23 protein-coding genes and 1 pseudogene are annotated in these 26,209 nt (G+C 45.8%); 9 read left to right on the top strand and 15 right to left on the bottom strand.

Annotated elements, in window-relative coordinates:
- Positions 1 to 18 precede the first annotated feature (18 nt).
- Together HFD99_RS07630 and HFD99_RS07635 are read right to left on the bottom strand one after the other, a co-directional pair.
- Positions 19 to 1,425: a sucrose-specific PTS transporter subunit IIBC gene (locus tag HFD99_RS07630; RefSeq protein ID WP_017426394.1), complete on the bottom strand. Its 1,407-nt coding sequence runs from the start codon at positions 1,423 to 1,425 to the stop codon at positions 19 to 21.
- Between the two features lie 278 nt (positions 1,426 to 1,703).
- A complete protein-coding gene (locus HFD99_RS07635; protein ID WP_123796975.1) occupies positions 1,704 to 3,473 on the bottom strand; it encodes an acid phosphatase in 1,770 nt (589 codons plus the stop codon).
- Positions 3,474 to 3,758: 285 nt separating this feature from the next.
- Between HFD99_RS07635 and HFD99_RS07640 the strand changes: the two genes are divergently transcribed.
- Together HFD99_RS07640 and HFD99_RS07645 are read left to right on the top strand one after the other, a co-directional pair.
- A complete protein-coding gene (locus HFD99_RS07640) occupies positions 3,759 to 4,445 on the top strand; it encodes a hypothetical protein (RefSeq protein WP_167440850.1) in 687 nt (228 codons plus the stop codon).
- Between the two features lie 207 nt (positions 4,446 to 4,652).
- The gene (locus HFD99_RS07645; protein ID WP_123796854.1) at positions 4,653 to 5,921 is read left to right on the top strand and encodes an MFS transporter; all 1,269 of its coding nucleotides are present in this window, start codon (positions 4,653 to 4,655) and stop codon (positions 5,919 to 5,921) included.
- A 40-nt stretch (positions 5,922 to 5,961) separates the two neighbouring features.
- Here HFD99_RS07645 and HFD99_RS07650 read toward each other — a convergent pair whose 3' ends face one another.
- Positions 5,962 to 6,894, bottom strand: a complete 933-nt coding sequence (locus HFD99_RS07650; RefSeq protein ID WP_123796853.1) for an EcsC family protein — start codon at positions 6,892 to 6,894, stop codon at positions 5,962 to 5,964.
- A 131-nt stretch (positions 6,895 to 7,025) separates the two neighbouring features.
- On the opposite strand from HFD99_RS07650, the gene HFD99_RS07655 reads away from it, so the two are divergent.
- The gene (locus HFD99_RS07655; protein WP_123796974.1) at positions 7,026 to 7,502 is read left to right on the top strand and encodes a GNAT family N-acetyltransferase; all 477 of its coding nucleotides are present in this window, start codon (positions 7,026 to 7,028) and stop codon (positions 7,500 to 7,502) included.
- A gap of 63 nt (positions 7,503 to 7,565) precedes the next feature.
- On the opposite strand, the gene HFD99_RS07660 is transcribed toward HFD99_RS07655, so the two are convergent.
- Positions 7,566 to 7,991, bottom strand: coding sequence for an Lrp/AsnC family transcriptional regulator (locus HFD99_RS07660; RefSeq protein WP_123796852.1), 426 nt, complete (start codon positions 7,989 to 7,991; stop codon positions 7,566 to 7,568).
- Positions 7,992 to 8,150: 159 nt separating this feature from the next.
- Here HFD99_RS07660 and HFD99_RS07665 point away from each other — a divergent pair, with 159 nt between their 5' ends.
- Together HFD99_RS07665 and HFD99_RS07670 are read left to right on the top strand one after the other, a co-directional pair.
- Positions 8,151 to 8,903, top strand: coding sequence for an MBL fold metallo-hydrolase (locus HFD99_RS07665; protein ID WP_031463033.1), 753 nt, complete (start codon positions 8,151 to 8,153; stop codon positions 8,901 to 8,903).
- A gap of 79 nt (positions 8,904 to 8,982) precedes the next feature.
- Entirely contained in the window at positions 8,983 to 9,888 is a 906-nt protein-coding gene (locus HFD99_RS07670; RefSeq protein WP_016821348.1) for a glucose 1-dehydrogenase, read from the top strand.
- 104 nt (positions 9,889 to 9,992) lie between these two features.
- Here HFD99_RS07670 and mmsB read toward each other — a convergent pair whose 3' ends face one another.
- The 5 genes from mmsB to HFD99_RS07695 all read right to left on the bottom strand — a co-directional run bounded on the left by mmsB (position 9,993) and on the right by HFD99_RS07695 (position 14,907).
- Positions 9,993 to 11,156, bottom strand: a complete 1,164-nt coding sequence (gene mmsB / locus HFD99_RS07675; protein ID WP_016821349.1) for a multiple monosaccharide ABC transporter permease — start codon at positions 11,154 to 11,156, stop codon at positions 9,993 to 9,995.
- Complete coding sequence (gene mmsA, locus HFD99_RS07680; protein WP_019686346.1) at positions 11,140 to 12,690, bottom strand: multiple monosaccharide ABC transporter ATP-binding protein; 1,551 nt, start codon at positions 12,688 to 12,690, stop codon at positions 11,140 to 11,142. The genes mmsB and mmsA overlap by 17 nt, the downstream gene beginning before the upstream one ends.
- 32 nt (positions 12,691 to 12,722) lie before the next feature.
- A complete protein-coding gene (chvE, locus tag HFD99_RS07685; protein WP_123796851.1) occupies positions 12,723 to 13,808 on the bottom strand; it encodes a multiple monosaccharide ABC transporter substrate-binding protein in 1,086 nt (361 codons plus the stop codon).
- 221 nt (positions 13,809 to 14,029) lie between these two features.
- Complete coding sequence (locus HFD99_RS07690; RefSeq protein WP_064795514.1) at positions 14,030 to 14,356, bottom strand: nucleoside triphosphate pyrophosphohydrolase; 327 nt, start codon at positions 14,354 to 14,356, stop codon at positions 14,030 to 14,032.
- Positions 14,357 to 14,403: 47 nt separating this feature from the next.
- Positions 14,404 to 14,907: a hypothetical protein gene (locus HFD99_RS07695; protein ID WP_123796850.1), complete on the bottom strand. Its 504-nt coding sequence runs from the start codon at positions 14,905 to 14,907 to the stop codon at positions 14,404 to 14,406.
- A gap of 233 nt (positions 14,908 to 15,140) precedes the next feature.
- On the opposite strand from HFD99_RS07695, the gene HFD99_RS07700 reads away from it, so the two are divergent.
- Positions 15,141 to 15,488 carry a helix-turn-helix domain-containing protein gene (locus HFD99_RS07700; protein WP_016821354.1) on the top strand — a complete coding sequence of 116 codons (348 nt, stop codon included), beginning with the start codon at positions 15,141 to 15,143 and terminating at the stop codon, positions 15,486 to 15,488.
- A 42-nt stretch (positions 15,489 to 15,530) separates the two neighbouring features.
- On the opposite strand, the gene hcp is transcribed toward HFD99_RS07700, so the two are convergent.
- The 4 genes from hcp to HFD99_RS07720 form a co-directional block, all read right to left on the bottom strand.
- Complete coding sequence (gene hcp / locus HFD99_RS07705) at positions 15,531 to 16,823, bottom strand: hydroxylamine reductase (protein WP_123796849.1); 1,293 nt, start codon at positions 16,821 to 16,823, stop codon at positions 15,531 to 15,533.
- A 143-nt stretch (positions 16,824 to 16,966) separates the two neighbouring features.
- Complete coding sequence (locus tag HFD99_RS07710) at positions 16,967 to 18,268, bottom strand: response regulator (protein WP_016821356.1); 1,302 nt, start codon at positions 18,266 to 18,268, stop codon at positions 16,967 to 16,969.
- Positions 18,219 to 20,219 (bottom strand): cache domain-containing sensor histidine kinase, encoded by a 2,001-nt coding sequence (locus HFD99_RS07715; RefSeq protein WP_167440851.1) that lies wholly within the window; start codon positions 20,217 to 20,219, stop codon positions 18,219 to 18,221. Before HFD99_RS07715 ends, HFD99_RS07710 begins: the two co-directional genes overlap by 50 nt.
- A 34-nt stretch (positions 20,220 to 20,253) precedes the next feature.
- Positions 20,254 to 21,261, bottom strand: coding sequence for a substrate-binding domain-containing protein (locus HFD99_RS07720; protein WP_016821358.1), 1,008 nt, complete (start codon positions 21,259 to 21,261; stop codon positions 20,254 to 20,256).
- A 207-nt stretch (positions 21,262 to 21,468) separates the two neighbouring features.
- Between HFD99_RS07720 and HFD99_RS07725 the strand changes: the two genes are divergently transcribed.
- Positions 21,469 to 22,692, top strand: coding sequence for an acyltransferase (locus HFD99_RS07725; RefSeq protein ID WP_045244120.1), 1,224 nt, complete (start codon positions 21,469 to 21,471; stop codon positions 22,690 to 22,692).
- Positions 22,693 to 22,892: 200 nt separating this feature from the next.
- On the opposite strand, the gene HFD99_RS07730 is transcribed toward HFD99_RS07725, so the two are convergent.
- Positions 22,893 to 23,147, bottom strand: a complete 255-nt coding sequence (locus HFD99_RS07730; RefSeq protein WP_016821360.1) for an aspartyl-phosphate phosphatase Spo0E family protein — start codon at positions 23,145 to 23,147, stop codon at positions 22,893 to 22,895.
- 223 nt (positions 23,148 to 23,370) lie between these two features.
- Positions 23,371 to 24,768, bottom strand: coding sequence for a helix-turn-helix domain-containing protein (locus HFD99_RS07735; RefSeq protein ID WP_045244121.1), 1,398 nt, complete (start codon positions 24,766 to 24,768; stop codon positions 23,371 to 23,373).
- Positions 24,769 to 24,969: 201 nt separating this feature from the next.
- Between HFD99_RS07735 and HFD99_RS26050 the strand changes: the two are divergent.
- Both HFD99_RS26050 and HFD99_RS07745 read left to right on the top strand, forming a co-directional pair.
- Positions 24,970 to 25,421: pseudogene (locus tag HFD99_RS26050) on the top strand (AbrB/MazE/SpoVT family DNA-binding domain-containing protein).
- A gap of 184 nt (positions 25,422 to 25,605) precedes the next feature.
- Entirely contained in the window at positions 25,606 to 26,112 is a 507-nt protein-coding gene (locus tag HFD99_RS07745; protein WP_045244122.1) for a DJ-1/PfpI family protein, read from the top strand.
- The last annotated feature ends 97 nt before the right edge of the window (positions 26,113 to 26,209 follow it).

Here is a 26,209-nt window from a genome sequence, read left to right on the forward strand (position 1 = left end):
CAAAATTTTATTTATTCTCTATTTGTTCTCTATTTTTTCTTTAAATCCAAAGATCCACGTCAACGCAAATGCTACACCAAAACCGATTAAACAAACTAAAGCATACAGAAAAATTTGATTATTCAGATACAATAACAAGCCAGGTATAGCTGTAATCGACATGCCTGTGGCTTGAACATTAAAGATACGTGCGAAGAATCCTCCAACCGCTCCTCCAATCAAGCCCATCACGAATGGTTTACCATACCGAATGTTCACCCCAAAAATTGCCGGTTCTGTAATGCCCAGCAGTGCAGACACGGCAGAAGGATAGGCAATAGATTTGGTTTTTAATCTTTTCGATTTCAGGCCGACAGCTAACGCTGCACCTGCTTGTGCACAAATAGAGGCCGAGCTGATCGGGTTAACCATATTCCAGCCGCCATCCACCAGCATCTGTATTTCGATCAGGTTGAGCGCATGGTGCAGTCCGGTAACGACAATAATCTGATTAATGCCACCATAAATAAACCCGCCAATGCCAAATGGCAATTTCAAAATAGCTGTCACTGCCGATAATATTAAAACCTCTACTTCATGGAAGATGGGACCAATCACGAACAAGCCCAGTACCAGTGTGAGCAACAATGTCAGAAACGGTGTCAGAATCAAGTCCAATGCCTCAGGAACGGATTTCCTGATTCTTTTCTCCATCATCGCTCCCACGATCCCTATAATGAACGCCGGCAAAACGGAGCCCTGATAGCCTGCGATTTTGATGAAGCCCAAAAACAAAAGAGGCTCCTTCACATGTTGAGCGACATCCCAGGAAGTAGGTAAAGAAGGACTTACCAGCATGAGTCCGAGCAAAATTCCCAAGATCGGCGACCCGCCAAACACTCTGAATGCAGACCAGCAGACCAGCACGGGTAAAAAGGCAAAAGCAGTATCGGTCAGTATTTGCGTAAATAATATGAAATTCGCAGAAATATCATCCGGTGTAAGTCCAAATAACTGTAGCAGTGCAGGCTGAGTTACCAAGCCCCTAACTCCCATAAACAAGCCGGTAGCTACCAATGCAGGGATAATGGGAACGAATACATCTCCGAAAACCCGGATCATTCTTTTGAAAAAGTTGTCATCTTGCGTGGAGGCCTTCTCTTTCAGCTCTGCCTTTGATGTCGCAGATACGTTCTGGCCGACCATCGCTTCGTAAACTTTGTTCACGGTACCGGTTCCAAAAATAATCTGATATTGTCCGGAGGTAAAAAAGACCCCTTTTGCCTTATCAATATTTTCAATAAATTCATCATCAATAATATCCCTGTCTTTTACAATCAATCTCAACCGTGTAGCACAATGTGCCATGGAAATAATATTGTCTTCTCCACCAAGCCCTTTAATGACATCCTGGGCTATTTTAACGTATTCTTTCTCAAGACTCATCAGTCTTCTTCCTTTCCTCTGTTCCTCTTAGTTAGTCTGAACCTTTAAAACTTGGACTAATATGCTTCTTAAGAATAACATGACTGCGCTTTCAAACAGTGCGATTATTTTACTACATTAAGGTCAAATTTTGACCTTTTTATACCCTTGGCTATAAATAACTCCGAAAAATAGGCTTTGTACTGGAACAAAAAATGCACCTTCAGAATGGGCACTGGATAATACTTCATGGTTTATCCGGTGTATTCCAAAGGTGCACTTTTTATTGTCCTATTTGGTTACTTCGTGACTTTCAACTGAACACGATCAGCCGTATAGACAATCTTCACTTTATAATTGCTTGGCAAACCTGCTGCTTCAATAGAAGAGAATGCCCCAGTGCGTTTGCCGTAGGTTAAAATGGTGGCACCGCTAGCTGGTACATATTTGTTAGAAAAATTCAGGCGTAATTTTCCGTTAAGTTGGGCTGTTCCCTTAATTTTGAGCACGTCATTTTTACTGCCCAGGTTGAGTTCAAGTTTTCCCTTGGCAGTTTGTTTGTAATTGCTGCCAACAATCAGCTTTCCAGCATTGTTTTTAAGAAGAGTTCCCCCGTTATTTGTAACTGTACCACTTCCGAAAGCTGTCTCCGAATTACCTTCAAGTATACCTTGATCGATCTGTGTACCACCGGAATACGTATTGCTACCCATAAGCTTCAACGTACCTGTTCCCTTTTTAATCAGCTTTCCAACACCAGAAATAGGGTTGCGCCAGCGATCCAATGCATTGAAACCGCCTTTGGAAGCGTCCATATTCACCGTAACATTATTGGCAAAAGCACCGTAGCCGTCCGCAGCGGAAAACAGGTTCAAGCGTCCCCATCCTTCGGCATCGTTAAGCACAGGATAACCGGATGGAAGGCCTGTAGTGGCCAATACCCAACGGCGTTGTGTGCTGTCAAGGTAAGGTTGACGTGTCTCCAACAGCACTTCAGCTCCCTTAGGTACTGTCATGGGCGTCGTAGCTGGATTAATCTGACTGAATCCATACGTTAATCGTTCATTATAATTTTTTTTGTTCGTAGCATAATTGCTGAACCGATCTGGGGCAGTACCTTTTTGGGACAGCAATTGTTTATGAGCATCCTGGTAAGCTGCTTTCTTCAAGTTGCTATTGGCTGGATCAGACAGGATGGCAGCAGCCATCGCCGTTGCCATGACGCGTCCTCCCATAACATCAAGCGGGGAATGCATGCCAGCAACAACACGGTTATTGCCCAGCTCCGAAGCTCGTGTCAGCAATTCCTGATAACGCTCCGGCATGGCATAGGCCATAGCTATGGAACTGAGATATGCAGCATTGGTATGACCGCTAGGAAAGCCGCCATCATTAGTAGCATCAGATTTGAGAGCGGGGATCAGACTTGGGACAATCACCGAATTATCGCTCCAACGGAACGGACGAGGATAACTAAAGTAAGACTTAGCCGGGTTCGTCGTAGAGTATTCCCCGCGCAAGGTATTGACCAGATTCACAACGTTGCCGAGACTGGAGCTTATATCCCCTGCATTCGTTCCCTCATCTTCATATTTCTTAGTTGTGGCATCTGCCGGAACGTCGTTGATTGTTGTCGTCGCGCCTGCCTTCTTTCGATATATATCAGTAAGCGAACCCAGACCGTCGATTACACTGTAGCTCTGATTTCGGCGGTCGTCCAAATAAGCCGCATCGGCCTCACTGGAAGTTCGACGGGAAGCAATATCAATCACTTTTTGAATATTAGCGTCCAGTACACTGCTGTTTAGTTTGGTACCTGTGTCCCAGGTAGCGCCAGGAGTCCAAAGCTTATTAAATTCAGAGAGCAACCCGAGAGTCGGATTGGAGCTTTCCGTCTTATTAGCAGAACTATTATTTTTGTAATGATCTACGAAATATCCCCACGACGGTTCTGTTGGAGTTACTGTTGTTGGCAAGGTTGCTGCACTCGCGTAATTTCCACCCAGAGAACCTAGAAGTAATGGTACAGATAATAATGCAACTGATAGTGGTTTTCTTAGCAATTTCATTCTCAAATCAGATCCTCTCTTCTCTTGTGCTCTTCATCCTGTTTCTACGGAGCTATTATCTATACAACAAGTTGTATGACATAAAGAATCATATCTTAAGTTTGTTAAATAAAGAGCCTAGTTTTGTTAAATTCTTCTTGCTTATTTATATGTAAGAGGAATATCAACAACATTCAACATAGAATAGTTTTTATTGTTTGTAATACTTTCACCATGTTGATATGTGCTTATGATCAATATAGTTGGTGTATTGGACCATAAAATCTAATTAAGGTAGGTTGTCTTATGAGCGAGGAAACTATTGCTTTCAAATGTGGAGCGTGTAAACAGATACCAGATAAACCCCTGTTAGAAAACAAAGATTTTGAGATTGTAGCCATCGAAGATGCTATGGACTGGGCGGATTTCAAACATCATACTCCAGATCTAAATAGTGAAATATGGGAAAGAGCATTGATACCTCCGGTAAAAGGTGATTCAAAAAAAGTACAAGTATATTTTCCTTTTCATATGTCCGTTGGAGAAACTTTTTGGACTTTATTCAGACCTGCTTATTCACATTTTAATGGTTGGGAAGAGCAGCCTGATGAGATCAACTTCTCTGCGTTTATTAAATGTAGATTTGAAGACATCATATCGAAAAATGAAAAAAGAGCTTGGATCACTGTCAGAGTGGAGGAAGTCCTGTTATTGAAAAATGTATGTAATGAAATGCCACCCCGTGATGGAACAGGATATCTGGATTCATTTCATATGTTTGGAGAGGCTCAACTATTGCAATATAAGGATTGGATTCTTCTTGATGCAAACGCACAAAGTAATCTTGGGATTTGGGCATTAATTAAAAGAGTTAAGGATGATAACCATTTGGTGGCATATGGCGAATGGGAATTTCATTCCAATTTAGTCTACTGTGGAAATCTAATAATCCCTGAAGACGAGTTGAACCAATTCATGCATGTTAGAGAGTAAAATGATAAGTAAAGGATATCTTATACAGATACAATACACTCAGAGCGAGATAATCTGTTGTAAATTAAAGGATCGAGCAATAAAGAGTATCCAGCAGGATGGGCAAGCAGCGATGAGTAAATAGGGTCTTTATCCCACTTTCAGCCATTTGCTGCAAATGGATTGCTTCCTATATCTTAAAATATACATACATACCCGGAGGTTGCCATGACTACTAAATCTGCTACAAAAAAAGAAACGGGCCAATCGCTCCCCCTCCAGGGGCCGCAAGCGAAAGGTACCGTTTTTGCGATTCTGATTGCGATCAGTTTCGTCCATCTGTTCAATGACTCGATTCAATCGGTCATTCCAGCGATCTTTCCGATCCTGAAGGAATCTATGAGCCTGAGCTACACGCAGATCGGCTGGATTTCATTCGCCATCAACTTTACAGCTTCGATCATGCAGCCTGTCATTGGCTTGTTTTCGGACAAACGACCTACGCCCGCTATCCTTCCCATCGGTATGGGCTTTACGCTGACCGGCATGCTGCTGCTCGCCTATGCTGCCGATTATAAAGCGGTGCTAATCGCAGTCATCTTCGTAGGTCTGGGCTCAGCTGCCTTTCACCCGGAAGGCTCGCGCGTGTCCCATATGGCGGCAGGATCACGCCGGGGATTGGCACAATCCATTTTCCAGGTTGGCGGCAATGCAGGCCAATCGCTGGCACCGATGCTCACAAGCTGGATTTTTATCCCGTTGGGGCAATTTGGCGCCATCTGGTTCACAGGTATTGCGGCAGCCGGGATTGTAGTGCAATCATTCATTGCCCGCTGGTACGGTAACGTCCTGCGTACAGAAGGCATTGCACGCAAAAAAGTGGCGACACGCCGCATGAAGCCCGAAGTGCGCAGCCGCATTATGTTTGCCATGATTGTCCTCATTCTGCTGGTATTTGTCCGTTCGTGGTATTCGACCTCGGTGGGAAGCTACTATTCGTTTTACCTGATGGAAGTATTTAAAATGCCATTGGCGGATGCACAGCTGTACATTTTCCTGTTCCTCGGGGCTGGAGCGCTAGGTACCTTCTTTGGTGGTCCGCTGGCAGACCGTTTTGGCAAGCGCAATATGATTTTTTTGTCCATGGTATTAGCTGCACCATTGGCGCTGCTGCTGCCTTATGCCAACCAATTCTGGACGGCGATCCTGCTGGCAATTATTGGATTTATTATGTTGTCCAGCTTTTCGGTCACAGTCGTATATGCACAGATGCTCGTGCCTGGCAAAATCGGGACGGTGTCCGGTCTCATTACGGGCCTGGCCTTTGGCCTTGGCGGTGTGGGTGCACTCGTGCTCGGCAACTGGATCGACAAAGTAGGCATCACCAACATTATGTTCCTGTGCGGCTTTTTGCCACTGCTCGGCATTTTAACCTTCTTACTTCCTACAGACAAAACCCTGAATCGCTGGGCGGAAGAAAATGGAGCCGAAGTGTAATAAGCTGACATGCGGCGGCCAACTAGGCCGCTGCACACCTTTATAGCAAAGGTTTCAATTCATTCTCTTCTTCTGCCAAACGCATCAAAATACGACGCTTCCGATATAGCATTTTCCCTGCTTCAGCTACGTCACTAATAGCGCTTCGATTGGCAATGGAGCCAAACAAAATGCCCGCAATCGGGACCATTTGCAGCAGCTTTTTCCATCCAAACTGATCACGATAGGTGTTAATGACCTCTTTCCAACCCTGCATCTGGGAAAAAACCTGTGCCTGACGTGAAGGATCATCGAACAAGGCCAGTTCCTCTAATACAGCTTTCTTCCCCACAATATCAGATGAAGCGAATTGCATACATTTAATAATAAAAATGCGCTCCTGCTTATCATGGGGGTTAAATCCATAACACAAAGCGATTTCCTGAAGCACCTTGAGTGACAAGCCAAGCAAAATAGGGATATCCGCTGCAATTGTAAACACACCGCCAATTCCCGTGGTTGCTCCCTGAGCGGTGGCAAAGGTAATGCGTCCCGACGTCATATCGTCCGCAGTCTGATCCATGATCGTTAGCGGAAGCTCAGCCGCCTGCTTCAAATCCCACGTGGATTCGGCGCTATGTTCTGCATCTGCATTTTCCCCGGAATGGGGCTGATTCTCCGTATCCGAGGCGGAAGCTGCACCATTTTGCTGAATCATATATTCACGGGCCATCTTGTTCAGCTTACTCAGGACTGTTTCTTCTTTCACCAAATATTTGCCACCATTTTGAATGAAGCTACCCATCTCGTTAAGCAGCTGCTCCAGCTTGTCCTTAATGATTTTGGGCGTCAGCCGATCCAACAGCATAAAGGGCCATCTGCCGATTTTTTCCCAGAAAAAAATATCCTTCTGCTCCTTCTCCCACTTTTCAATCTGCTTCAGCTCTTGGTGCAATACATCCTGACTTTCCCGATATTCTATAAGCGGCTTCATAAGCGTAGACGTCTCCTTTTGACTATGCTAGTTTATGTATGGATAATACGTAAGTAAGGCGAGTTCAGGTTTCTTTTTTTAGCAAACGAGATGTATAGTAAGTTAAAATTTGTACAGATCGGAGTGTAATGATGAATAATGTAGTGCTTGTCCCTTACCATTGTGAGCATGATGCGATTTTACATACCTTTTATTTGCCCGAGGAGCAGAAGCAATTTACTGGAATGCCAGCTGAAATGCTGGCACTGGCCAAGGAAGATCCACACCGCCATCCTGTCGTGATTACGGCTACTGGAAGGCCGGTTGGATTTTTCATTTTATACGATGGAGATGAATTAGCAGACTATACGAATACTTCTGAGGCACTGCTGCTGCGTGCGTTTTCTATTCATTATGCAGATCAGGGACAAGGGTTCGCTAAACAAGGACTGCTTCTGCTACCACAGTTCATCTCTACACACTTTCCACATATTCGCGAGATTGTACTAGGCGTCAATGCCCGTAATCTTTCTGCCCAAAGTCTATATCTCAAATGCGGCTTTATCGATGAAGGTAACACTAAAATGGGACAACACGGCTTGCAGCATATTTTTAAAATGAGCCTATAACGCTGACTTCAATAGCCCTCGTAAACAAAAGCTTTCGGCACAAAATGCCGAAAGCTTTTATCATTAAATTTCGCCAATGGAAAAGCTCAATTTGTAGTTACCAAACTTCGTAAGTTCATCCAGCATAGCATTTAACTCTGACTGTGATGACATGCGCACCCGCATCCAATAACAGCCCTCCCCACTTACCCGATGGATTTCGACAATAGAGGAATGCTCCCGTGCAAAAGTCTGAAAAGCACTGTGAGTCGTTCCTGAATTCAGAAAAACCGTAATAAAGGCATGAATCGTCTGCCCAATTTTCTCCGGGTTCCAGCGTAGTGTATAGCCCTCAATAATGCCTGCATCCTGCATTTTTCGAACACGCGCCCCTACTGCTTGGCCTGTCAAATGAACTAGCTGACCGATCTCCTTATGCGTTAAAGAGCTGTCTTCAATTAAATGATGAAGAATACGCAGGTCGGTCTCATCAGGTACGAATAGTTCCATAGTTATTTTTCCTTTCATGATGAAACGAGAATGCTGGTTTTCCTTTCAGCAGGCCGTAGCCTGCATCTGCTTGCGTCAGATATGATTGTAGCAGAAACAAAGAACGGCCGAAAATACACTCGGTCAAAAAAACATTTACGATCAAAGGAGCTTCCATATATGAAAATCACACTAATCCGCAACGCAACCTTATGGATCGAATACGCTGGAGTAAAATTTCTGATTGATCCGATGCTGAGTGATGCTGGGATAAATCCGCCGGTGCCCAATACGGAAAACACTCTCCGCAATCCGCTGGTTCCCTTGCCACCACAATGGCAAACGCTTGGACAGCCTGACGTTGTCATCGTCACGCATTTGCATCTGGATCATTGGGACCCGGCAGCAGTACGCTGGCTGGACAAACAGCTTCCCGTCTTCTGCCAGCCCGGAAATGAAGAACAAATCATGGCTGACGGTTTTACACAGGTTACTCCGATTTCAGTGGCTGTTTCTGTGGGAGAAATTGAGATCAACCGTACTGCTGGACATCACGGTACCGGAGAAATCGGGGAACAGATGGGACCCGTATCCGGCTTTGTATTTCAGGCTCCAGGTGAGCCTGTCGTCTACGTGGCCGGGGATACCATTTGGTGCAGTGAAGTCGCGGAAGCACTGGATAAATACCGTCCTGACTGGACGATCGTGAACGCTGGAGGAGCGCGGTTTACAGTGGGTGATCCCATTATTATGACTGCCCAAGATGTAACAGTTGTTGCACAGCATGCCCCTTACACCCAAGTCGTTGCTGTCCATATGGAAGCCATCAACCATTGTGTACTGACTCGCTCCGAGCTTACGGAACATATCCATCGTGAAGGTCTGGAGAAGCGTGTCCATATTCCGGCAGATGGAGCGACGATTTCGACATAAGGCGATAACTCCCGATTCACCGTTTGCGCCTATTTCGAATATATTGGATTTCAAAACGCCTAAAAGAAGGGATTATTCAATGAATTGGCAATATCAGCATCCTTATTATGGTACAGAAACCCAATGTAAAGAAGTTCCGATTGCTTTTCCTCCCCAGCATCAATATAGACAGCCGGGGTTGGAATACCTGGTGGTTCCACGCCCTATCTTTGATAATCCAAAGTATATCGGTACGGGAAAGCTTCAGGATCGGGTGGCGATTATTAGCGGCGGGGACAGTGGCATTGGTCGCGCGGTTGCAGTCGCATTTGCCAAGGAAGGGGCCGATGTGGTCATTGCCTATCTCGATGAGCATCGAGATGCGATGGAGACCCGTGATGTCATTCACCGGCTTGGCCGACGTTGCTTGCTAATTCCAGGTGATCTAAGGCTTAGAAGCAACTGCTGTCTGGTTGTTCAAAAAACGATGGAAACCTTCGGTCGTATTGATATCCTCATTAATAATATGGGGATCCAGTTTGTGCGCGAATCCTATTTGGATATCAGTGAACAGCAGCTACGTGATACGTTTGATACGAATATTATTTCCTTCTTCCATATGACTACAGAAGCCTTGCCGTATATGCGGGCTGGGGCCAGCATCGTCAATACGGCATCGGTTACAGCCTATGTTGGGCAAAAAAATATGATTGATTATTCAGCTACCAAAGGAGCCATTGTCAGCTTCACGCGCGCTTTGGCTAATAATCTGGTCGATCAGGGTATTCGCGTGAATGCCATTGCTCCCGGTCCGATCTGGACTCCGCTGAATCCGGCCACACAGTCAACTGAAGTCATTCGCACCTTTGGCAGCAATACGCCGATGAAGCGTGCCGGGCAGCCTTATGAATTGGCTCCGGCCTATGTGCTGTTGGCTTCAGATGATGGCTCCTACATTACCGGCCAGACGCTGCATGTGAACGGCGGACAAATGGTGACGACTTAGTTGGGTTAGCTAATAGCCATAAACCTAACAAAGCAAAAACCTCCAGCATCCACAGTTTCAAGTGGGACTGGAGGTTTGCTTATTTTACAATGTTGAATATAAGCTTAAACTGATCTTTTGTTTTTGTTGTAAATATCGAAGGCAACCGCCAGCAGCAGTACCAAGCCCTTGATCCCTTGCTGCCAGTCAATACCGAGACCGATCAGAGACATACCGTTATTCAATACGCCCATAACCAAGCCACCGATAATGGCTCCAAAAACCGTTCCGATCCCGCCCGACGCCGAAGCTCCACCGATAAAGCAGGCTGCGATGGCATCCAGCTCAAAGTTCGTACCTGCTCTCGGCGTAGCCGCATTCAGACGTGCAGCAAAGATGAGACCAGAAATAGCAGCCAGTACGCCCATGTTGACAAATACCCAGAATGTTACTTTTTTCGTTTTGACACCAGACAGGCCCGCTGCCTTTTCATTTCCACCCAGCGCATACACATGGCGCCCCATAACCGTGCGGTTCATGACGAAGGAGTATACCACGATCAGGATGAACAGCAGGACGAGAATGTTCGGAATCCCCGCATAGCTCGCGAGCATGAAGGTGAACAGATTAATCACAGCAGCCACCACGATCAATTTGAGTACAAATAACACCTGTGACGGAACCTCAAATCCATATTTAAGCTGAGAGCGGCGTTCGCGAATTTCGTTCACGATAAACCATACCGTAAGTGCAATGCCGACAATGATGGATACCAGGTTATAACCGGTAGATGAAAAATCCGGCAGGAAGCCTGAACTGATTTTCTGGAATCCCCCCGGAAAAGGAGAGATCGATTGGCCTTCCAGCACGATCATTGTTAATCCGCGGAAGAGCAGCATTCCCGCCAAGGTAACGATAAATGCCGGAATCCGTACATAAGCGACCCAGAACCCTTGCCATGCCCCAATTAACGCTCCGACCAGCAAAGCTGCAATCACAGCGACCCACGCTGGAAGCTGCCAATCGACCATCATAATGGCGGCAACCGCACCGACAAAAGCGGCTATGGAGCCGACGGACAAGTCAATATGTCCAGTGATGATAACCAGCACCATCCCGATCGCCAGTACGAGAATGTAGCTATTTTGCAGAATCAGATTGGTAATATTAATCGGCTTCAATAGCAAGCCGCCTGTCAGCACCTCAAACAAGATCATAATGACGACCAGCGCAATCATCATGCCATATTGGCGGATGTTATTTTTAAATAGTTTAGTTATGGTTTCCATGCTTCACGCCTCCTGACTTGGTCATATATCTCATCAACGTTTCCTGCGAAGCGTCCTCACGGCTAACCTCTCCGGTGATCCGCCCGGCATTCATAACATAAATCCGGTCACACAAGCCTAGTACCTCTGGCAGCTCGGACGAAATAACCAGTACCCCCTTGCCTTCAGCGGCAAGACGATGAATAATCGTATAAATTTCGTATTTGGCACCCACATCTATGCCGCGCGTCGGCTCATCCAGAATCAGAATATCCGGTCCGGCAAAAATCCATTTGCTCAGTACTACCTTCTGCTGATTGCCGCCACTCAGATTGCCCGTTTTCTGCAAAATACTTGGCGCTTTGATGTTCATGCTTTTTTTCATTTCCTCTGCAACGACGACTTCCTCCTGCTCATTAACTACAGCTCCCTTTGCCAGCTTGTTCAGACCGGTCAGCGAAATATTGCGCTTGATATCATCCATTAAAATGAGGCCGTACTCCTTGCGATCCTCCGTCACATAGGCAAAGCCGTTGTTAATTGCGTCCGTAACCGTGTTGTTCTGGATCGGCTTGCCGTCCTTAATCAGTTGACCCGAGATGTTGCGCCCGTATGACTTGCCAAAGATACTCATCGCTAGCTCAGTCCGTCCTGCACCCATCAACCCGGCAATACCGACAATCTCACCGCGGCGAATGTTCAGATTCACCTGATCCAGCACCTTGCGGTCCGCATGATGCTCGTGATACACTGTCCAGTCCTTCACTTCCAACACGACTTTGCCAATCTCGGCATGACGCTCTGGATAACGGCTGGTCAAATCGCGTCCAACCATTCCGCTAATGATCCGATCCTCTGTGACCTCATCCTTTTTCATGTCCAGCGTCTCAATCGTCTTCCCATCCCGCAAAATCGTAATCGAATCCGATACCTTTGCGACCTCATTCAGCTTGTGGGAGATGAGAATGCAGGAAATGCCTTGTTTTTTAAATTCCAGCATCAAATTAAGCAGATTTTCACTATCATCCTCATTCAAGGCCGCTGTTGGTTCATCCAGAATAAGCAGCTTTACCTTTTTAGAGAGCGCTTTCGCAATTTCGACCAGTTGTTGCTTGCCGACCCCGATGTTCGTAACCAAGGTATTGGGGTTTTCACTCAACCCGACCTTGGACAGTAGCTCGCGTGTCCCGACAAAAGTCTCTTTCCAATCAATCACGCCACCGCTGGCGCGTTCGTTGCCCAGATAAATATTTTCTGCAATCGAGAGATACGGGATCAATGCCAGTTCCTGATGGATAATGACGATGCCCAATTCCTCGCTCTGCTTGATATCCTTGAACTCACACGTTTTGCCCTGGAAAATAATATCCCCTTCGTAGGTTCCATGTGGATATACACCACTCAGTACCTTCATCAGCGTCGATTTGCCCGCCCCGTTCTCGCCACACAGCGAATGAATCTCGCCTTCCTTGACCTTGAGATTCACATTTTCCAATGCCTTTACGCCAGGAAAGGTTTTGGTAATTCCCTTCATTTCCAAAATGATTCCAGTCATGGGATACGCTCCTTTCGGTTGGATTCTTACTCTTATTTCAGTCCGATTTGTTCTTTAGTGTAATAGTGACTGCCGACAATATCCTTCTCTACATTCGTCCGATCCACCGAGATTGGATCAAGCAAGTACGCAGGAATTACCTCTTTCCCGTTGTTATAGGATTTAACGTCATTCACTTCCGCTTGCTTGCCTTGTAAAATGCTGTTGGCCATCACGACCGTTTGCTCAGCCAGCTTGCGGGTATCCTTAAATATAGTTTGTGTCTGCTCTCCAGCCACAATGGATTTGATCGAAGCCAGCTCCGCGTCCTGTCCGGTAATGATCGGCAGTGGCTTATTCGCTGATCCATATCCGACCCCTTTCAGGGATGAAATGATACCGATGCTAATGCCGTCATACGGAGAGAGCACCGCATCCAGATTGGCCCCTGAATAGTAGGCACTCAGCAGATTATCCATTCGCGACTGTGCCAAAGCTCCATCCCATCGCAGTGTAGCGATCTGCGCCATCGTCATCTGCTTGCTGCGCACGACCAGCTTACCGGAATCAATGTATGGCTTAAGTACGGACATCGCACCATTAAAGAAGAAGTAGGCGTTATTGTCATCCGGCGATCCGCCGAACAGCTCGATATTGAAAGGGCCCTTGCCATCCTTGAGACCCAGCTTTTTCTCAATATATGCCGCCTGTAATACGCCCACCTTGAAGTTATCGAAAGTCGCATAATACGTCAGATACGGTGTATTGCGAATCAGACGGTCGTAAGAAATGACCTGAATCCCTCGGTCGTGTGCCTTCTGAATTACATCCGTCAGCGTGTTTCCATCAACCGAAGCGATGACCATAACATTGACGCCCTTGGTGATCATGTTTTCGATTTGGGAAATTTGATTTTCCACCACGTCCTCGGCATACTGTAAATCCGTTTTATAGCCTTGCTCCTGAAACAACCGAACCATATTCTCCCCGTCCCCTACCCAACGCTCGGACGATTTGGTCGGCATGGAAATACCCACATAGCCTTTTTCCTTGCTGCCCGTTCCACTCTCCGCCAGATTGCAGGCCGAAAGCATCAAGGCCAAAACCAGAAGCCAAACAACAACAGCTCCCTTTTTCATATGAAGTTCCCCTTTCCTCATGTGATGCAGGTCATTTTGAAGGTAAGTGCTGATTAGAATAGAAATTAGATAGCGCTTACATAAGTGAGGCAGGAAGTGCCTCTCCTTTTTTTATGTGCAAACACATGGTATCATTCCAGGCCGGGAAAGGTCTTTGCTGGTTTTGAACTTTTTTTATAAAATTTTAACCTTTGTGGTGGGGGAGGTATTACTTAATGACGTTAAGCTTCGTCGACATCAATTAAGAACACCCGCTCCTGGAATCCTCCCCGGGCCTCGGCTTTGTCCGCCCGCAGCTTGTCCAGCTCGGGTACATTCGCTCCATGTACTTCTGCCAGCGCTCGGATGACTTCGAGCATATCCGCTAGTTCTTCCAGCGCATCCTGATCTTTGTCCGCTGCAAAATACTCCTCAGTCTCTTCACGAAGCTTCGTTCGCAGTTCCTGCTTATACTCCTCTAGGTCCAAAATGCGTGTCCGACATTCCTTACCCTGAGACATAATGATATGCGGGATCCGATCCCGCACCAGCTTGTTGTATGTAGGCATTTCAAATAACACCCTTTCTGATATGAAGAATAAAAAATTTTAACAATTTAATTGAACGGGTTTTCTTTAAAAATAGACGGATACCGCTTAGACGGATCAGCTACGATCCGTTGTGACAGAGACTCTAGAATAGAGTCTGTTTTATACAGCAATATATCTACTTCCTCCAGCTTCATCGTCTCCCTGGATGCTTCTTCCTCTCCGGAAACCAGATAATGCATGGTACCCATAAACAGCACCATATCTAAACACGGCTCAGCATCCGAGCGAATTAGTCTGAGCAGATCGTTCATGGATAGGCTAATGGATAAAGGCATAATTTGATTTCGATGCACATAAATGGCCTTTGCCATAGAAAACATGGCGCGATCACAAAGAATGAGGCAGTTTAGCCATTGATTATGATCACGCATCATCTGGGCAAGCTGCATTTGGTATTGGGCAAGCTTTTGAAAATCCATCATGCAATTCAATATGTGGGTGTCGCTGTACTTCGGCAATTTGAAATCGGAATCACTATGTAGTTGGGGACTTAAGGAGTAGTGTTTCATGAGGAATCAACTCCTGAATTTAAATTTCATAAATAAGGGTTTTGCAAAATCCTGAAACAAATGTGAGCAACGTAGCATATCATTAGACCACTAAAATGTATAATTTTCTAGCTATCGGACAAGCTTCATAATGAATATTACTATATAGTAGTTTTTAATTCAATTTACTTACTAACGCATATTAATTAGATGTAACTCTTTCTCTACACTTCTAACTATAGAGAGGTGTATTCATGTCAGAACTATTAGAATTAGTCGGTACACGTATTCGAGATATTCGAAAGTCTAAAGGGCTTTCCCAAGAAGCTTTAGCCGAAAAAGCAGGTTTCAATTCGAGTTATATTGGTTTCATCGAGCGTGCGGAGAGAAATATATCTTTGAAAAATCTGGAGAAAATAGCGAAGGCATTGAACGTGGGCGTCTATCAATTGCTTACATATGTGAAGGAAAATGATGAGCTTACCGAAGAAGATTCGAGTATAAAAGCCATTTTGTCTCTCCTAAGAACTCGTGAAACCAAAGATACTGAGCTGGCCTTAAAGATTCTTACGGATATATTTATTAGAATGGATGAACGATGAACAAAAAAAAGGAACTGCACTCTGCAGTTCCCCACCTACCTCTTACGACAACGCCAGCATCGCTTTCATATCTTCCTCTGCGGTCGTAATTAGCTTCAAGCCAAACATCTCCACCAGTACATCCAGTACACCAGAAGAAATAAACTCAGGCGGCTTTGGCCCAATGCGAATATCCTGGATGCCAAGGCTGAACAAGCCTAGCAGGATGGCAACTGCTTTTTGCTCAAACCAGGACAGCACAATGCTGACAGGCAGCTCATTCACCGTACAACCAAAAACATCCGCTAAAGCCAGAGCGATTTTCACAGTAGAACCGGAATTGTTGCATTGCCCCAAATCAATATAACGTGGAATGCCAGTATCTCCAACAGTGCCGTAGTCCACATCATTAAAGCGGAATTTACCACAGGACGTGGTCAAAATGACCGTGTCATTCGGCAAGGATGTCGCCAGCTCGCGGTAATAGTTGCCGCCTTTGCCTGGTGCGTCACAGCCCGCAATGACGAAGAAACGGCGGATATGTCCGTCTTTGACGGCCTGAATGATCTCAGGTGCCAGCCCGATGACCGTCTCATGATGGTATCCAGTCGTAAGCACCTGCTCAGAGTCTACATCTGCGGCTGGCAGGGCCAACGCGCGTTCAATCAGTGGAGAGAAATCGTCGTTCACAATTTTGGCTACACCTTCCAGCCCTGCTACTTCATAAGAGAAGAAGCGGTCTGCATATGTGCCTTTAATCGGCATAACACAGTTGGTCGTGGCAAGAATCGCGCCCGGGAACTCCTCGAACAATCTGCGTTGATCATACCAGGCTTTACCGATATTCCCTTTGAGATGTGGATATTTCTTCAACGCCGGATAACCGTGCGCTGGCAGCATTTCCGAGTGGGTGTAGATATTGATGCCCTTTCCTTCGGTCTGCCGCAGTAATTCCTCCAGCGCGTACAGATTATGTCCGGTCACGACAATACATTGACCTTCGATTTTATTTTGGCTGACAGTAATCGGCTGTGGAATGCCAAAACGATCCGTATGGGCACGATCCAGCACATCCATGATCCGTACAGCTGCATTTCCGACCTTCATTGCCATCTCCAAATGCTCTTGTACATTAAAATTAGAATTGGTTAAGGTCATATATAACGCTTCATGCGTGATCCGATCCACCTCAGGATCGGTATATCCCAACTGACGTGCATGTGTGGCATAGGCAGCAATCCCTTTTAATGCAAAAATCATTGTATCCTGCAAGCTCGCTACTGTCTCATTTTTTCCGCACACCCCAATGACTTTACACCCGCCACTCGGCGTCTGTTCACACTGATAACAAAACATATCGTTTTCCTCCAAATATTGATAGATATTTGTTCGTTATCTACAGCGTAACAAACCCCTGAACGTGCGGGTGTGATTACACACACACTTTTTAGCACAGATTATCATGAGAGGGCGCAAGGCAATTCCGCAATCCAACATTCCTATTCCGACGAATTTTCCTGAATTCCCCCGCCCTTACGGTACTGCACAGGAGACACGCCCATGGCTTTTTTAAAAGCAGTGCTAAAATAGTGCTGACTATCGTATCCCGTACGTTCTGCTATATCAAGCACAGACAATGTCGTAGAGTCCAGTAGCTGCACTGCTTTGCGGATACGGGCACGCGTGACGAGGGTCACGAAGCTGTCGTTGAGCTCCTTTTTGAGCACACGGCTGAGATATACAGCCGATACCTGTAGCCGCGAGGCAAGAGCTTCCAGCGTCAGCTCGCGATCGGCATAACCTTCCTGAATAAGCTGCCGTGCCCGGCGTACGATGGGAGATAGCTGCGCTTCACCGTACACCCGATCCCGGCTCACCCGGTACGCATTGATTGCGCCTTCCAGCCCACCCGTGTTGGACTCCACATGGGTGTGAACCGCTATATTCAGGTAGCGTCCAATGGCCTGCTCTATAGAAGCGCCGATCGTCTCGGGTGCCTCCTGCCACAGGCATATGCCGATCAGCCCGTTCGCATCGCGAAACAACACATGCGATCGGTCCTCCAGCAGTTCGCCAATAATATTTTCAGCGGCGAAAAGAAACAACTGGCGGTCATTCTCACGCATAATCGTCTGCCGTGCTTCTGCTGCAGGCCACCGTACCGCGCCGATTTGTACAGGCGGCCGGGATGGAAGACGTAAAAACGCCAACTGCTCCATGACGTCTTTTCCCGTGTGCTGTCCTTCCAGCCATTCCAGGCAAAACCGCTGACGCAGCAGCGGAATATTCCGTTCAATCTGCCCGGCAGCTTGTTCTACATAGGCGGCGCGTTTGTGCTCCTCGTCCAGTCGCTGACGAAGCCGTGACAATGCAGCGTGAAGCTGATCCGCATTTACCGGCTTCAGAATATAATCTTCTACGCCAAGCCGTACAGCTTCCTGTGCATAAGCAAATTCATCATGCCCGGAAATGATCAGGCAACGGCACTCCGAGCGTCCTTCCCGCAGCCGCCGAATCAGTTCAATTCCATCCATGAATGGCATATTCATATCGACCAGCACGATGTCGATGCTAAGCTGACCAACCAGCTTCAGCGCTTCTTCACCGTCCTCTGCCTCTGCTACAACCTCCATGCCCAGAGCCGTCCAGTCTAGGCAGTCCCGAATCCCCTCACGGATGATCGGCTCATCATCTGCGATCAATACTTGATAACGTTTAGCCGTCCCTATCGTCACTTCTGGTATGGCTTGGTCAATCAGACTCGCCGTTGTCGCGTTGTCTGTTCCCTTGGATTTCGTCATCCTGACCCTCTCCTTTGTCATAAGGCTTCTTCAGTTGCGCCATATCCAGCAGCAACGGATGAGTGATTGTAACGCAGGTACCTGTCCCTTCTTTACTGTCCAATGTAATTCCATATTCCTCGCCAAAAGACAATCGGATACGCGCTTGTACATTCAACATGCCGTAGCTTCTGCCATTTGTACGAACTTCCTTTTGTTTCCGTCTTCCTTCCATCGCCTCCAGCGGTATTTCCAGCCATTCACGCAGCTCACACAGACGCTCCGCCGTCATCCCTGCACCGTCGTCACGTACCGTCAGCAGCAGCTTGCCGTCCTCGGCTTTAGCTTCTACGCAAATCGTGCCTGGACCACGTCTGGCCTTAATGCCGTGGTAAATCGCATTTTCCACCACAGGCTGAAGCATAAGCTTCAACACAAACAGATCCTTTAGCCCGTCGGGTACATTTAATTCCCAGCGAAGTCGGTCACGATAACGGGTTTGCTGGATTTGCATATAGCTTGAGATATGCTCAATCTCAGAGCGTAGCGGAATAAAGTCATCCCCTTTGCTCAGTCCAAGGCGGAACAATCTCGATAACGCCCCCACCATATCGGATACGTCGTCTGCTCCATTTTTTCGGGCCATCCAATGAATTGTATCTAGCGTATTGTATAGAAAATGCGGCTTAATATGCTCTTGAAGACTGCGTAGTTCGGCATCCCGTTTTTGTCGTTCCCTCAGTTCGCTAAGCGACATGAGACGGCGGATTTGCTCCAGCATCCGGTTAAAGCTCCGGCCCAGCATTCCGATTTCATCCCCGCGCTCACTCCATTGGCGAACCGTAAGATCCCCCGTCTCTGCCGTACGCATATAAGACATAAGCCGGAAAATTGGCTGCGCGATAGAACTGGACAATCGCAAGGATGCCGTTAAGCCAAACAGACATACAATGAAAACAAAACAGACAACGTAGAACTGAATTTGCCGCACTTCCAGTGTAGATTCGCGTGCCGGGAATACTCCCACGGTTCTCCAGCCCGTGAACTCGGAAGCCTGGAACATGAACAGCAATTCCCTGCCTCCGGCTTCACGGGTAAACATCCCGCTATCCTCTGGCCCGAACCATTGCGACGGAATGCGCTCAATCAAAGGCATATCTGGCATATATACACTGCGTCCCTTGGCATCTGTCACCATGACATACCCGCTTTTGCCCAAGGTTACATCTCTGGCAGCTTGCGACACAGCCCGCAGCTTGAGATCAATCATAATTACACCCAGTACATGTCCTGTCTCCGAATCCGTGACCGAACGGACGACAGAGACAATTTCACTGTCCTTGTACCGGACATGAGTGGTCACATTACGGTGACTTGGCTGTCCCAGCACAGTGAATATCCCTGCATGCTGCGCCGCCTGTGCGTACCAGTCTTCTTCCGTCAGACTGCGTGTGCTTCGAGCATACATTTCATTGCTGATATAATCTCCTTTTTCGTTCACGATCAGAATCCCGGCAATTTCAGGATATAACGTGGTAAAACCCTGCAAAAATTGCTTCATTTCATACAAGGTATCCTGCTCCTGTACGGAACTTACAACCTGCTTGGAGCCGGGAGCCTGGTTAAGGAGAGGTTTCTTGGCTCGCTCCCCCTGATTTCCCGGCATTACACTACTCGTATGACCCGCGTGACCATCAGCCAGCGTCCGTCCTTTCCAAAACTCCCCAATTTCAGGATTAAAGGCAATCAGATACGTCATGTTCTGTAAATTTTCCATTTTGGTATCGAGTGCTTCGTTCACCTTGCCAATTAACTGCATCGTATGGTTTTCCACCTGCCGCTCAATAATCCGTTCCACCGTCCAATTCACCAGCAGGCCTAGTCCCAGTGAAGGCACGATGCCAAACAGCAAGAACAGCACCATGAGCTGATAGCGTAAAGGCATATTGCGCAAGCGTAACCTCGGCATCATTTGATGCATCCCTAAGTGGATGCGCTTCCAATATTTATTTTGCATAATAATCATCTACATTCGCTCGGGTGACGACGGAAATCCCAGTATCCACCCGCACGGGCAGCGGGGTGTTATCTCCAGACGAAGAAGGTGCAGGAATTGTCAAATGATGATGCAGATGGAACAGATATTGGAGTGACCAATAGCCCATATTCCATGTCCCTTGGGCAATCGTTGCCGAGATGGTCCCATCACGAATCATATCCAGTGTCGCTTTATTCGTATCAAAAGAAATAATTTTTAGCGGATGACTGCCTTTTTGGCTCAGTGCCGCCTCACCCACACCTGTTCCTCCGGTGGCTTCGGTCACAAAAATACCCGCCAGTTTCGGATAAGCTTTCATCAACCTTAGCGATTCATCCCTGGACACCATCACGTCAGCACGACCATCTACCACTTCCACCACCTTCATGGCAGGATACTGCCGCTGAATGGTATCGCGAAAGCCGCGCGAGCGTTCCTCATGATTTTGCTGCCCCGGCAGTGTCAGAACAGCGACTTGGCCTTCACGTCCCAACAGCTCAGCCATTTTTTCCGCAGCGGTCACACCCGCCTTATAATTATCCGTGCCCAAAAATGTATACGCCCGGCTCCCCGGCGCTCCAGCGTCAAACAGCACGACAGGAATGTCCGCATCCAGCGCCTTATTAATGACCGGGATCAGGGAGTGTGGATCAATCGCTGATATGGCAATGCCTGCGGGTTTACGGGCAATCGCCTGCTCAATGATGGTCATCTGCTCCTGTGCATCATACCGGGTCGCCCCCCGGTACTCCACCGTTACCCCCAAGGCATCCCCAGCATCCTCGAAGCCTTTGAGCCCGCTTTTCCAATACTCCAAACCGGACTGGAACGTAATCATCATATACGTTTCTCCGATGCTGCCTCGCAGCCCTTTTTCCTCCCAAGCTCCATTCAACCGCTCGGATTGTTCATATCTGAACACATAGAGAGCAAAGGCCGCAATTAACAAAATGTACACCAGCAGCGTTTTCTTCATCCTTCCTCTCCTCTTCCTATGCGTATCCTTAAATTTGAGTTTACTTTGTTTTTATTTAGATTGTAAACGCAATCATATTAAATTGGAACCACTTCACTCTCCATACTTTCAGGTAGCGTTAATCCTGCACTAATGTTCCTACGATACAATACCTACAATTGTGCTAGGAAAAACATGTGCGAATCTTGAGGAAAAGGAGTGATATGGATGAGCAAGCCGCGTATCGCGGAGTGGACAGAACTACGGGGTCTTGCCTACCTCGCTGTCGTGCTTCAGCATTGCATTGGCGAATATATTTATCGCAGCGACATCCAACAGCCGGATTCCGTTATGCTCGCGATGCTGTACCATTTGACACGTTTTGGCACACCGACGTTCGTTTTCCTGTCTGCGGCGCTGTTATTTTATAATGGTAACAAACCGATTGGCTATTCCCGTTATATTGGCAGACGGTTTCGAGATATTTATGTTCCTTTTCTCTGCTGGACGGTTGTTTATTGGGTATGTACTCAGAACTGGTCAACCGCGCAGTGGGGAAATTTATCCTTTTACAAAGGTATGTTCGAGGAAATGATCATCCCTGTCAGCGGATATCATCTATGGTTTGTGGTCATGATCTTTCAGTTTTATATTTTGTTTCCTTTATTTGCAAAAGCAACCGAACGGATTCGGACGTTTCTACGTCGTTTTAGCACCAAAAAGCGCAAGCAGCTTGTTTTGGCTGTTATGCTGATTGCTGCTGCGGCTTATGCGTTGCTGTTACAATGGTCCTACTATGACATGTCTGCATGGAGCGCTTGGTTGCCGTCCTTTGGGCAGACTTTGTTAGATTACCGCACTTATAACTTTGTTATGTATTTTTTCTATTTTATGCTGGGCGCAGTGTGCGCCTATATGACGGACACCTGGCGGGGATTGGCCCAGCAGACGTTGCCATGGAATGTATTTGTTTTTATTGGTCTGTTCATGCTCATGGGTCATACGATGCTGATCCAGTCGGGCGATACGATCAATCTCAATATTTCTACCTATCTGAAGCCAAGCACCTTCGTACTGATTGTCTCGCAGTTGCTTTTGTTGTACGGGCTGCTGCTTCATTTGCAAAAAGACCAACGGTCCGAGCCGTTTCGCCGTATGCTAAACTGGATTGGACGCTATTCCTTCGGAGGGTATCTGGTCCATGCACTCGTGCTGTCCTTCATATCCTATTACACCCGTCCGCTTGCCCTGGGGGATCATCATTTTACAGCTACGCTCATTACGTTTGTCGTCGTGGCAAGTGCTTCTCTCGGTATCAGCTGGCTCTTTGCCCATCTGCCTGGCGGCAACTGGATTGTTGGCTCCAAAGGCAGACAGCGATTGAACTGGCGGCTTCATTTTCAGTTCCTTTCCTCCAAACGTGCTTCCAAAAGCACGCAGGAGCTTGGCTAATCTTCTGTCCCAGCGTTTCAGCATAGGGATTCAAATACCGTCAAAGGCTTTTGCAGGGCTCACGTATTGAGCTCTGCTTTTTTGCTGTCTAAGTGTGATGAATCATGTTCCAAACTGATTAACATTTTATGACATGGATATGTATTTTATTTTAAAATAAGTCATTATATTGAATAATTATAAGCATTACGTGGGAGAAATCACAGTTTTGCATAATAGGAATGGGGGGATGAACTCAGCATACCATCGTCGTTGTTAAGGATCTGGTCCAAAACTTGGTGAGGCTGCTTCCTGGTCTGAAACATACGGTTGAACTGATTAATCAGTTCATCCAAAAGCATAGACTGCTCCAGTACACAGGCATGTCCTAGGCCATACTCTGCGTAAAGATCATGCATGTGTTGTCTGGCATGTTCCATTTGTTGAATTAACGTTACCTTTTCATCCTTGTTCATCCTACATACCTCCTCTGAATTTCATTTTAAGAAGGGATGTACAAATAGGCCAAGATCAATTTTGAAGCAAAAAATTACAAAATAATACAAAAAGAGACCAGCAATAAGCTGGCCAATAAAATGAATTAGTACTCGTCAAGATCCACCAATGTGTCCTTGAACTTGGATCGTGCCATGGCTTAAATTTGCAGTTTGAGCTGGTACTGTGAATACCAGTAAGAAACTAGTTACCGCCAAGCAAAAAGCCATCTTTTTGATCATTTTTCTCCCACACCTCCTCATAAATAGAATGGAACTGAGCTTGTGTTTTAGGTGCCGCATTTGTTTTGAAATGAAGAAATAATCCAAAACAATTGGCAATGAGTAATACATGGTTAATTGTAACAGCTTTTTCAAAGGCGATTAATAAACATTTGAAACCATATGTATATCTGCCTTTATTTAGGCTGTACTTGGCTATCTTGTACCAAAACCTTACGTATTCTTCTGTTAACACTTGTTGTGTGTACATGTCAGAAGAAGGTGACTCCTGATACGCTGCAATTTGCGATTCAAACCGTCGGAGAATATGATCTACATCTACATTATAGCGATTAGCCACTTCAAGGACATTCAATAGCTCGGCTAAAATCTCTTTTTCGGCAGCTATATGTTCTACGTAATCTGGCAGAACACTAATATCACCAGACATAAGCCTGTTAACATAAGTATTAATTTTCGCCCACTGTTGATACTTGCGTTTCCAATAAAGCGTATCAGAGTCCTGCTCTTTTACCCAATTTAAATCAGCATAACCACGAATATGCTCTAATGCTTGGTCATGGTTGCCTTTGGCATCACAAGCGTTAGCACACAACAATTCGGCATAAACTATGTATACAAACAATGGTCTGCTTAGCTTTTTTCGTGGCTCTGTTCCTTTTCGCTTGGAATTGTGAACCAGATGATATTGGAGTTGTCCTAACTGACCCATTTGATGTGCGAATTCATACACCTTATCCCACATGCTTAATGATCTATAGACATTCGCCAAATCTTTTAAAGCATCCAGTTGCTCTATCTCATCTAAGCGATCCACAAAAGGGGCGAATTCAATAGCAGCCTGAAGGTTTACTGCCCGATCCTGTCCGACTTTGATTTGGAACAAGCGATACTGGCAGATTGCCAATCGTTCTGAATGCTGTTGCTTCTCGCTCTCAGCTACCTTTTTGTACAGGTATGCGGCTGCTTCGCTGTAACCGTCTTGGTATACATTTTCGGCGACTTCAAAGAGCGATGGCAGATAATTAGGGTTATCCAATAATAGAATGACAACTCGCTGCAAGCAGTCCAATCGCCCTAGCTCAATGCATCGGTACAGGAACGGGCTGATTTTTTTCCAGTTGAGCGGACATTCTTCAATGCATTCTTCAATATAGCGTTCGTAAAAATAATCCGGTGGTAAATTCATTCCCGCAGTAATACTATCCAGTTGGTGAACCGACATAGATCGATTGCCCGTCACAATACCACTAACTGTACCTACATTCAAATCGATCGTGTGACCAAACTCGGTCATGGTTAAGCTTTTGCGTTTTAGATAGGTTTGAACTTCTGCCTGTATCGTAGGTGTGATTTCCATGGATAAACCACCCTTTCAGCATCTTCATAGATTCCCATTTCAATAATTCATATAGTTTTGAAACTAATAGTATACTTATTGTTTTTCATTCATGATAATACCATCTTTTGGAACATCGATAAATACTTTTATTTTATAGATTTTTATTTTTTTATTAGGAGATTATTGGTTGATAGATTATTATGATAAGGAGAAGGTCACTTGAAAAATACAGGTATGACACGTCCCTTGGACACGTTAGGCCGGATTGTTATTCCTAAGGAATTGCGAAACTCTATGGGAATTCAAGCTGGCGAGTCTTTGGAATTTTACTTGGATGTTGAAACAGGATTGTTAAGTATGCGGAAATATATCGGCGTTTGCTGCCATTTATGCTATTCGGTTCAGGATTTAAGCTATTTCAGAGATTCATTTTTATGTAAAAAATGCATACACGATTTGAAAGGAAACAGCGTCATTTGATCGTCATCACAACTTTGGTTGAACATCTAAGAAGCCTCATTCGTGAGCATCCCACAGCCAAGCAAGGCGAATATGCTGAATGGATTGGCGTGTCACATAGCCGTATTTCCCAGCTTAAAAGCTATTGTAGGTTTCACTTCACTCGCATCCGAGCAAAACTCAATAACCAGTCGCTGTTAATTTCAAGGTGACTGGTTATTTTTTTAATTTGAATCCATACTGACCAAAATTCAACAAGTTAGATTACCAAAACTTATTGATATTGCTGTAAAATATGGATTTAAACTCTTCAAGATGATATATTCTGACTATATGTAATCTTCCTAAAGACGCTTTTAACGGACTTAAACTAAAAAATTGTTAGTGGGTGTATAAATGAAGTCACATGTTCTAATTTATGATGGTTATGTTAGTTTTGAAATTATGCTGGCAACCTATTTTATGAAAACAAAAGGGGATATTGTTACAATTGGAGTATCCAAAGATCCTGTCATTTCCTATGAGGATTTTAAAGTTACGCCTGCGGTAGCCCTTGATGAAGTGTCTGCGGAGGACATTCAACTCCTCATTATACCTGGTGGAGATAACACTCAATTAAAGACAAACAAACAACTTCTAGCTCTCATTCATACCCTAAATAATGATCATAAAGTGATTGCAACCATTTGTTCTGCCACTGAACTATTGGAGCTAGCAGGTGTTTCCCCTAGGAATCATGTGAGTCATCCATCGGGTCTGGAGATACACAAGAATATCATATCTGCTAAACCCAATAAGTATGTAGATTTTGCAATCGAAATAGGCAAGATCATGAACATTTATACGGATGATGAAGATTTTAAAGAAACCATTGATTTTTTTAAGCTTTTTAAAGATAGCTGACTCTCCTCACAACAGTCACTTTATGAAGGAAGTTGAAATATAAGGATAGGATGGGTTCTCCCCATCCTTTTTTGTCGTAAAACGATTCTACTTCAGA

The organism is Paenibacillus sp. EKM301P (assembly GCF_011800295.1).
In the GTDB taxonomy this organism is placed as follows: Bacteria; Bacillota; Bacilli; order Paenibacillales; family Paenibacillaceae; genus Paenibacillus; species Paenibacillus polymyxa.

What these genes read in the sequence shown, in the direction of transcription:
- HFD99_RS07630 (WP_017426394.1), bottom strand. Translation starts at nt 1,425, where the DNA reads ATGAGTCTTGAGAAAGAATACGTTAAAATAGCCCAGGATGTCATTAAA.
- HFD99_RS07635 (WP_123796975.1), bottom strand. Translation starts at nt 3,473, where the DNA reads ATGAAATTGCTAAGAAAACCACTATCAGTTGCATTATTATCTGTACCA.
- HFD99_RS07640 (WP_167440850.1), top strand. Translation starts at nt 3,759, where the DNA reads ATGAGCGAGGAAACTATTGCTTTCAAATGTGGAGCGTGTAAACAGATA.
- HFD99_RS07645 (WP_123796854.1), top strand. Translation starts at nt 4,653, where the DNA reads ATGACTACTAAATCTGCTACAAAAAAAGAAACGGGCCAATCGCTCCCC.
- HFD99_RS07650 (WP_123796853.1), bottom strand. Translation starts at nt 6,894, where the DNA reads ATGAAGCCGCTTATAGAATATCGGGAAAGTCAGGATGTATTGCACCAA.
- HFD99_RS07655 (WP_123796974.1), top strand. Translation starts at nt 7,026, where the DNA reads ATGAATAATGTAGTGCTTGTCCCTTACCATTGTGAGCATGATGCGATT.
- HFD99_RS07660 (WP_123796852.1), bottom strand. Translation starts at nt 7,991, where the DNA reads ATGGAACTATTCGTACCTGATGAGACCGACCTGCGTATTCTTCATCAT.
- HFD99_RS07665 (WP_031463033.1), top strand. Translation starts at nt 8,151, where the DNA reads ATGAAAATCACACTAATCCGCAACGCAACCTTATGGATCGAATACGCT.
- HFD99_RS07670 (WP_016821348.1), top strand. Translation starts at nt 8,983, where the DNA reads ATGAATTGGCAATATCAGCATCCTTATTATGGTACAGAAACCCAATGT.
- mmsB (WP_016821349.1), bottom strand. Translation starts at nt 11,156, where the DNA reads ATGGAAACCATAACTAAACTATTTAAAAATAACATCCGCCAATATGGC.
- mmsA (WP_019686346.1), bottom strand. Translation starts at nt 12,690, where the DNA reads ATGACTGGAATCATTTTGGAAATGAAGGGAATTACCAAAACCTTTCCT.
- chvE (WP_123796851.1), bottom strand. Translation starts at nt 13,808, where the DNA reads ATGAAAAAGGGAGCTGTTGTTGTTTGGCTTCTGGTTTTGGCCTTGATG.
- HFD99_RS07690 (WP_064795514.1), bottom strand. Translation starts at nt 14,356, where the DNA reads ATGCCTACATACAACAAGCTGGTGCGGGATCGGATCCCGCATATCATT.
- HFD99_RS07695 (WP_123796850.1), bottom strand. Translation starts at nt 14,907, where the DNA reads ATGAAACACTACTCCTTAAGTCCCCAACTACATAGTGATTCCGATTTC.
- HFD99_RS07700 (WP_016821354.1), top strand. Translation starts at nt 15,141, where the DNA reads ATGTCAGAACTATTAGAATTAGTCGGTACACGTATTCGAGATATTCGA.
- hcp (WP_123796849.1), bottom strand. Translation starts at nt 16,823, where the DNA reads ATGTTTTGTTATCAGTGTGAACAGACGCCGAGTGGCGGGTGTAAAGTC.
- HFD99_RS07710 (WP_016821356.1), bottom strand. Translation starts at nt 18,268, where the DNA reads ATGACGAAATCCAAGGGAACAGACAACGCGACAACGGCGAGTCTGATT.
- HFD99_RS07715 (WP_167440851.1), bottom strand. Translation starts at nt 20,219, where the DNA reads ATGATGCCGAGGTTACGCTTGCGCAATATGCCTTTACGCTATCAGCTC.
- HFD99_RS07720 (WP_016821358.1), bottom strand. Translation starts at nt 21,261, where the DNA reads ATGAAGAAAACGCTGCTGGTGTACATTTTGTTAATTGCGGCCTTTGCT.
- HFD99_RS07725 (WP_045244120.1), top strand. Translation starts at nt 21,469, where the DNA reads ATGAGCAAGCCGCGTATCGCGGAGTGGACAGAACTACGGGGTCTTGCC.
- HFD99_RS07730 (WP_016821360.1), bottom strand. Translation starts at nt 23,147, where the DNA reads ATGAACAAGGATGAAAAGGTAACGTTAATTCAACAAATGGAACATGCC.
- HFD99_RS07735 (WP_045244121.1), bottom strand. Translation starts at nt 24,768, where the DNA reads ATGGAAATCACACCTACGATACAGGCAGAAGTTCAAACCTATCTAAAA.
- HFD99_RS07745 (WP_045244122.1), top strand. Translation starts at nt 25,606, where the DNA reads ATGAAGTCACATGTTCTAATTTATGATGGTTATGTTAGTTTTGAAATT.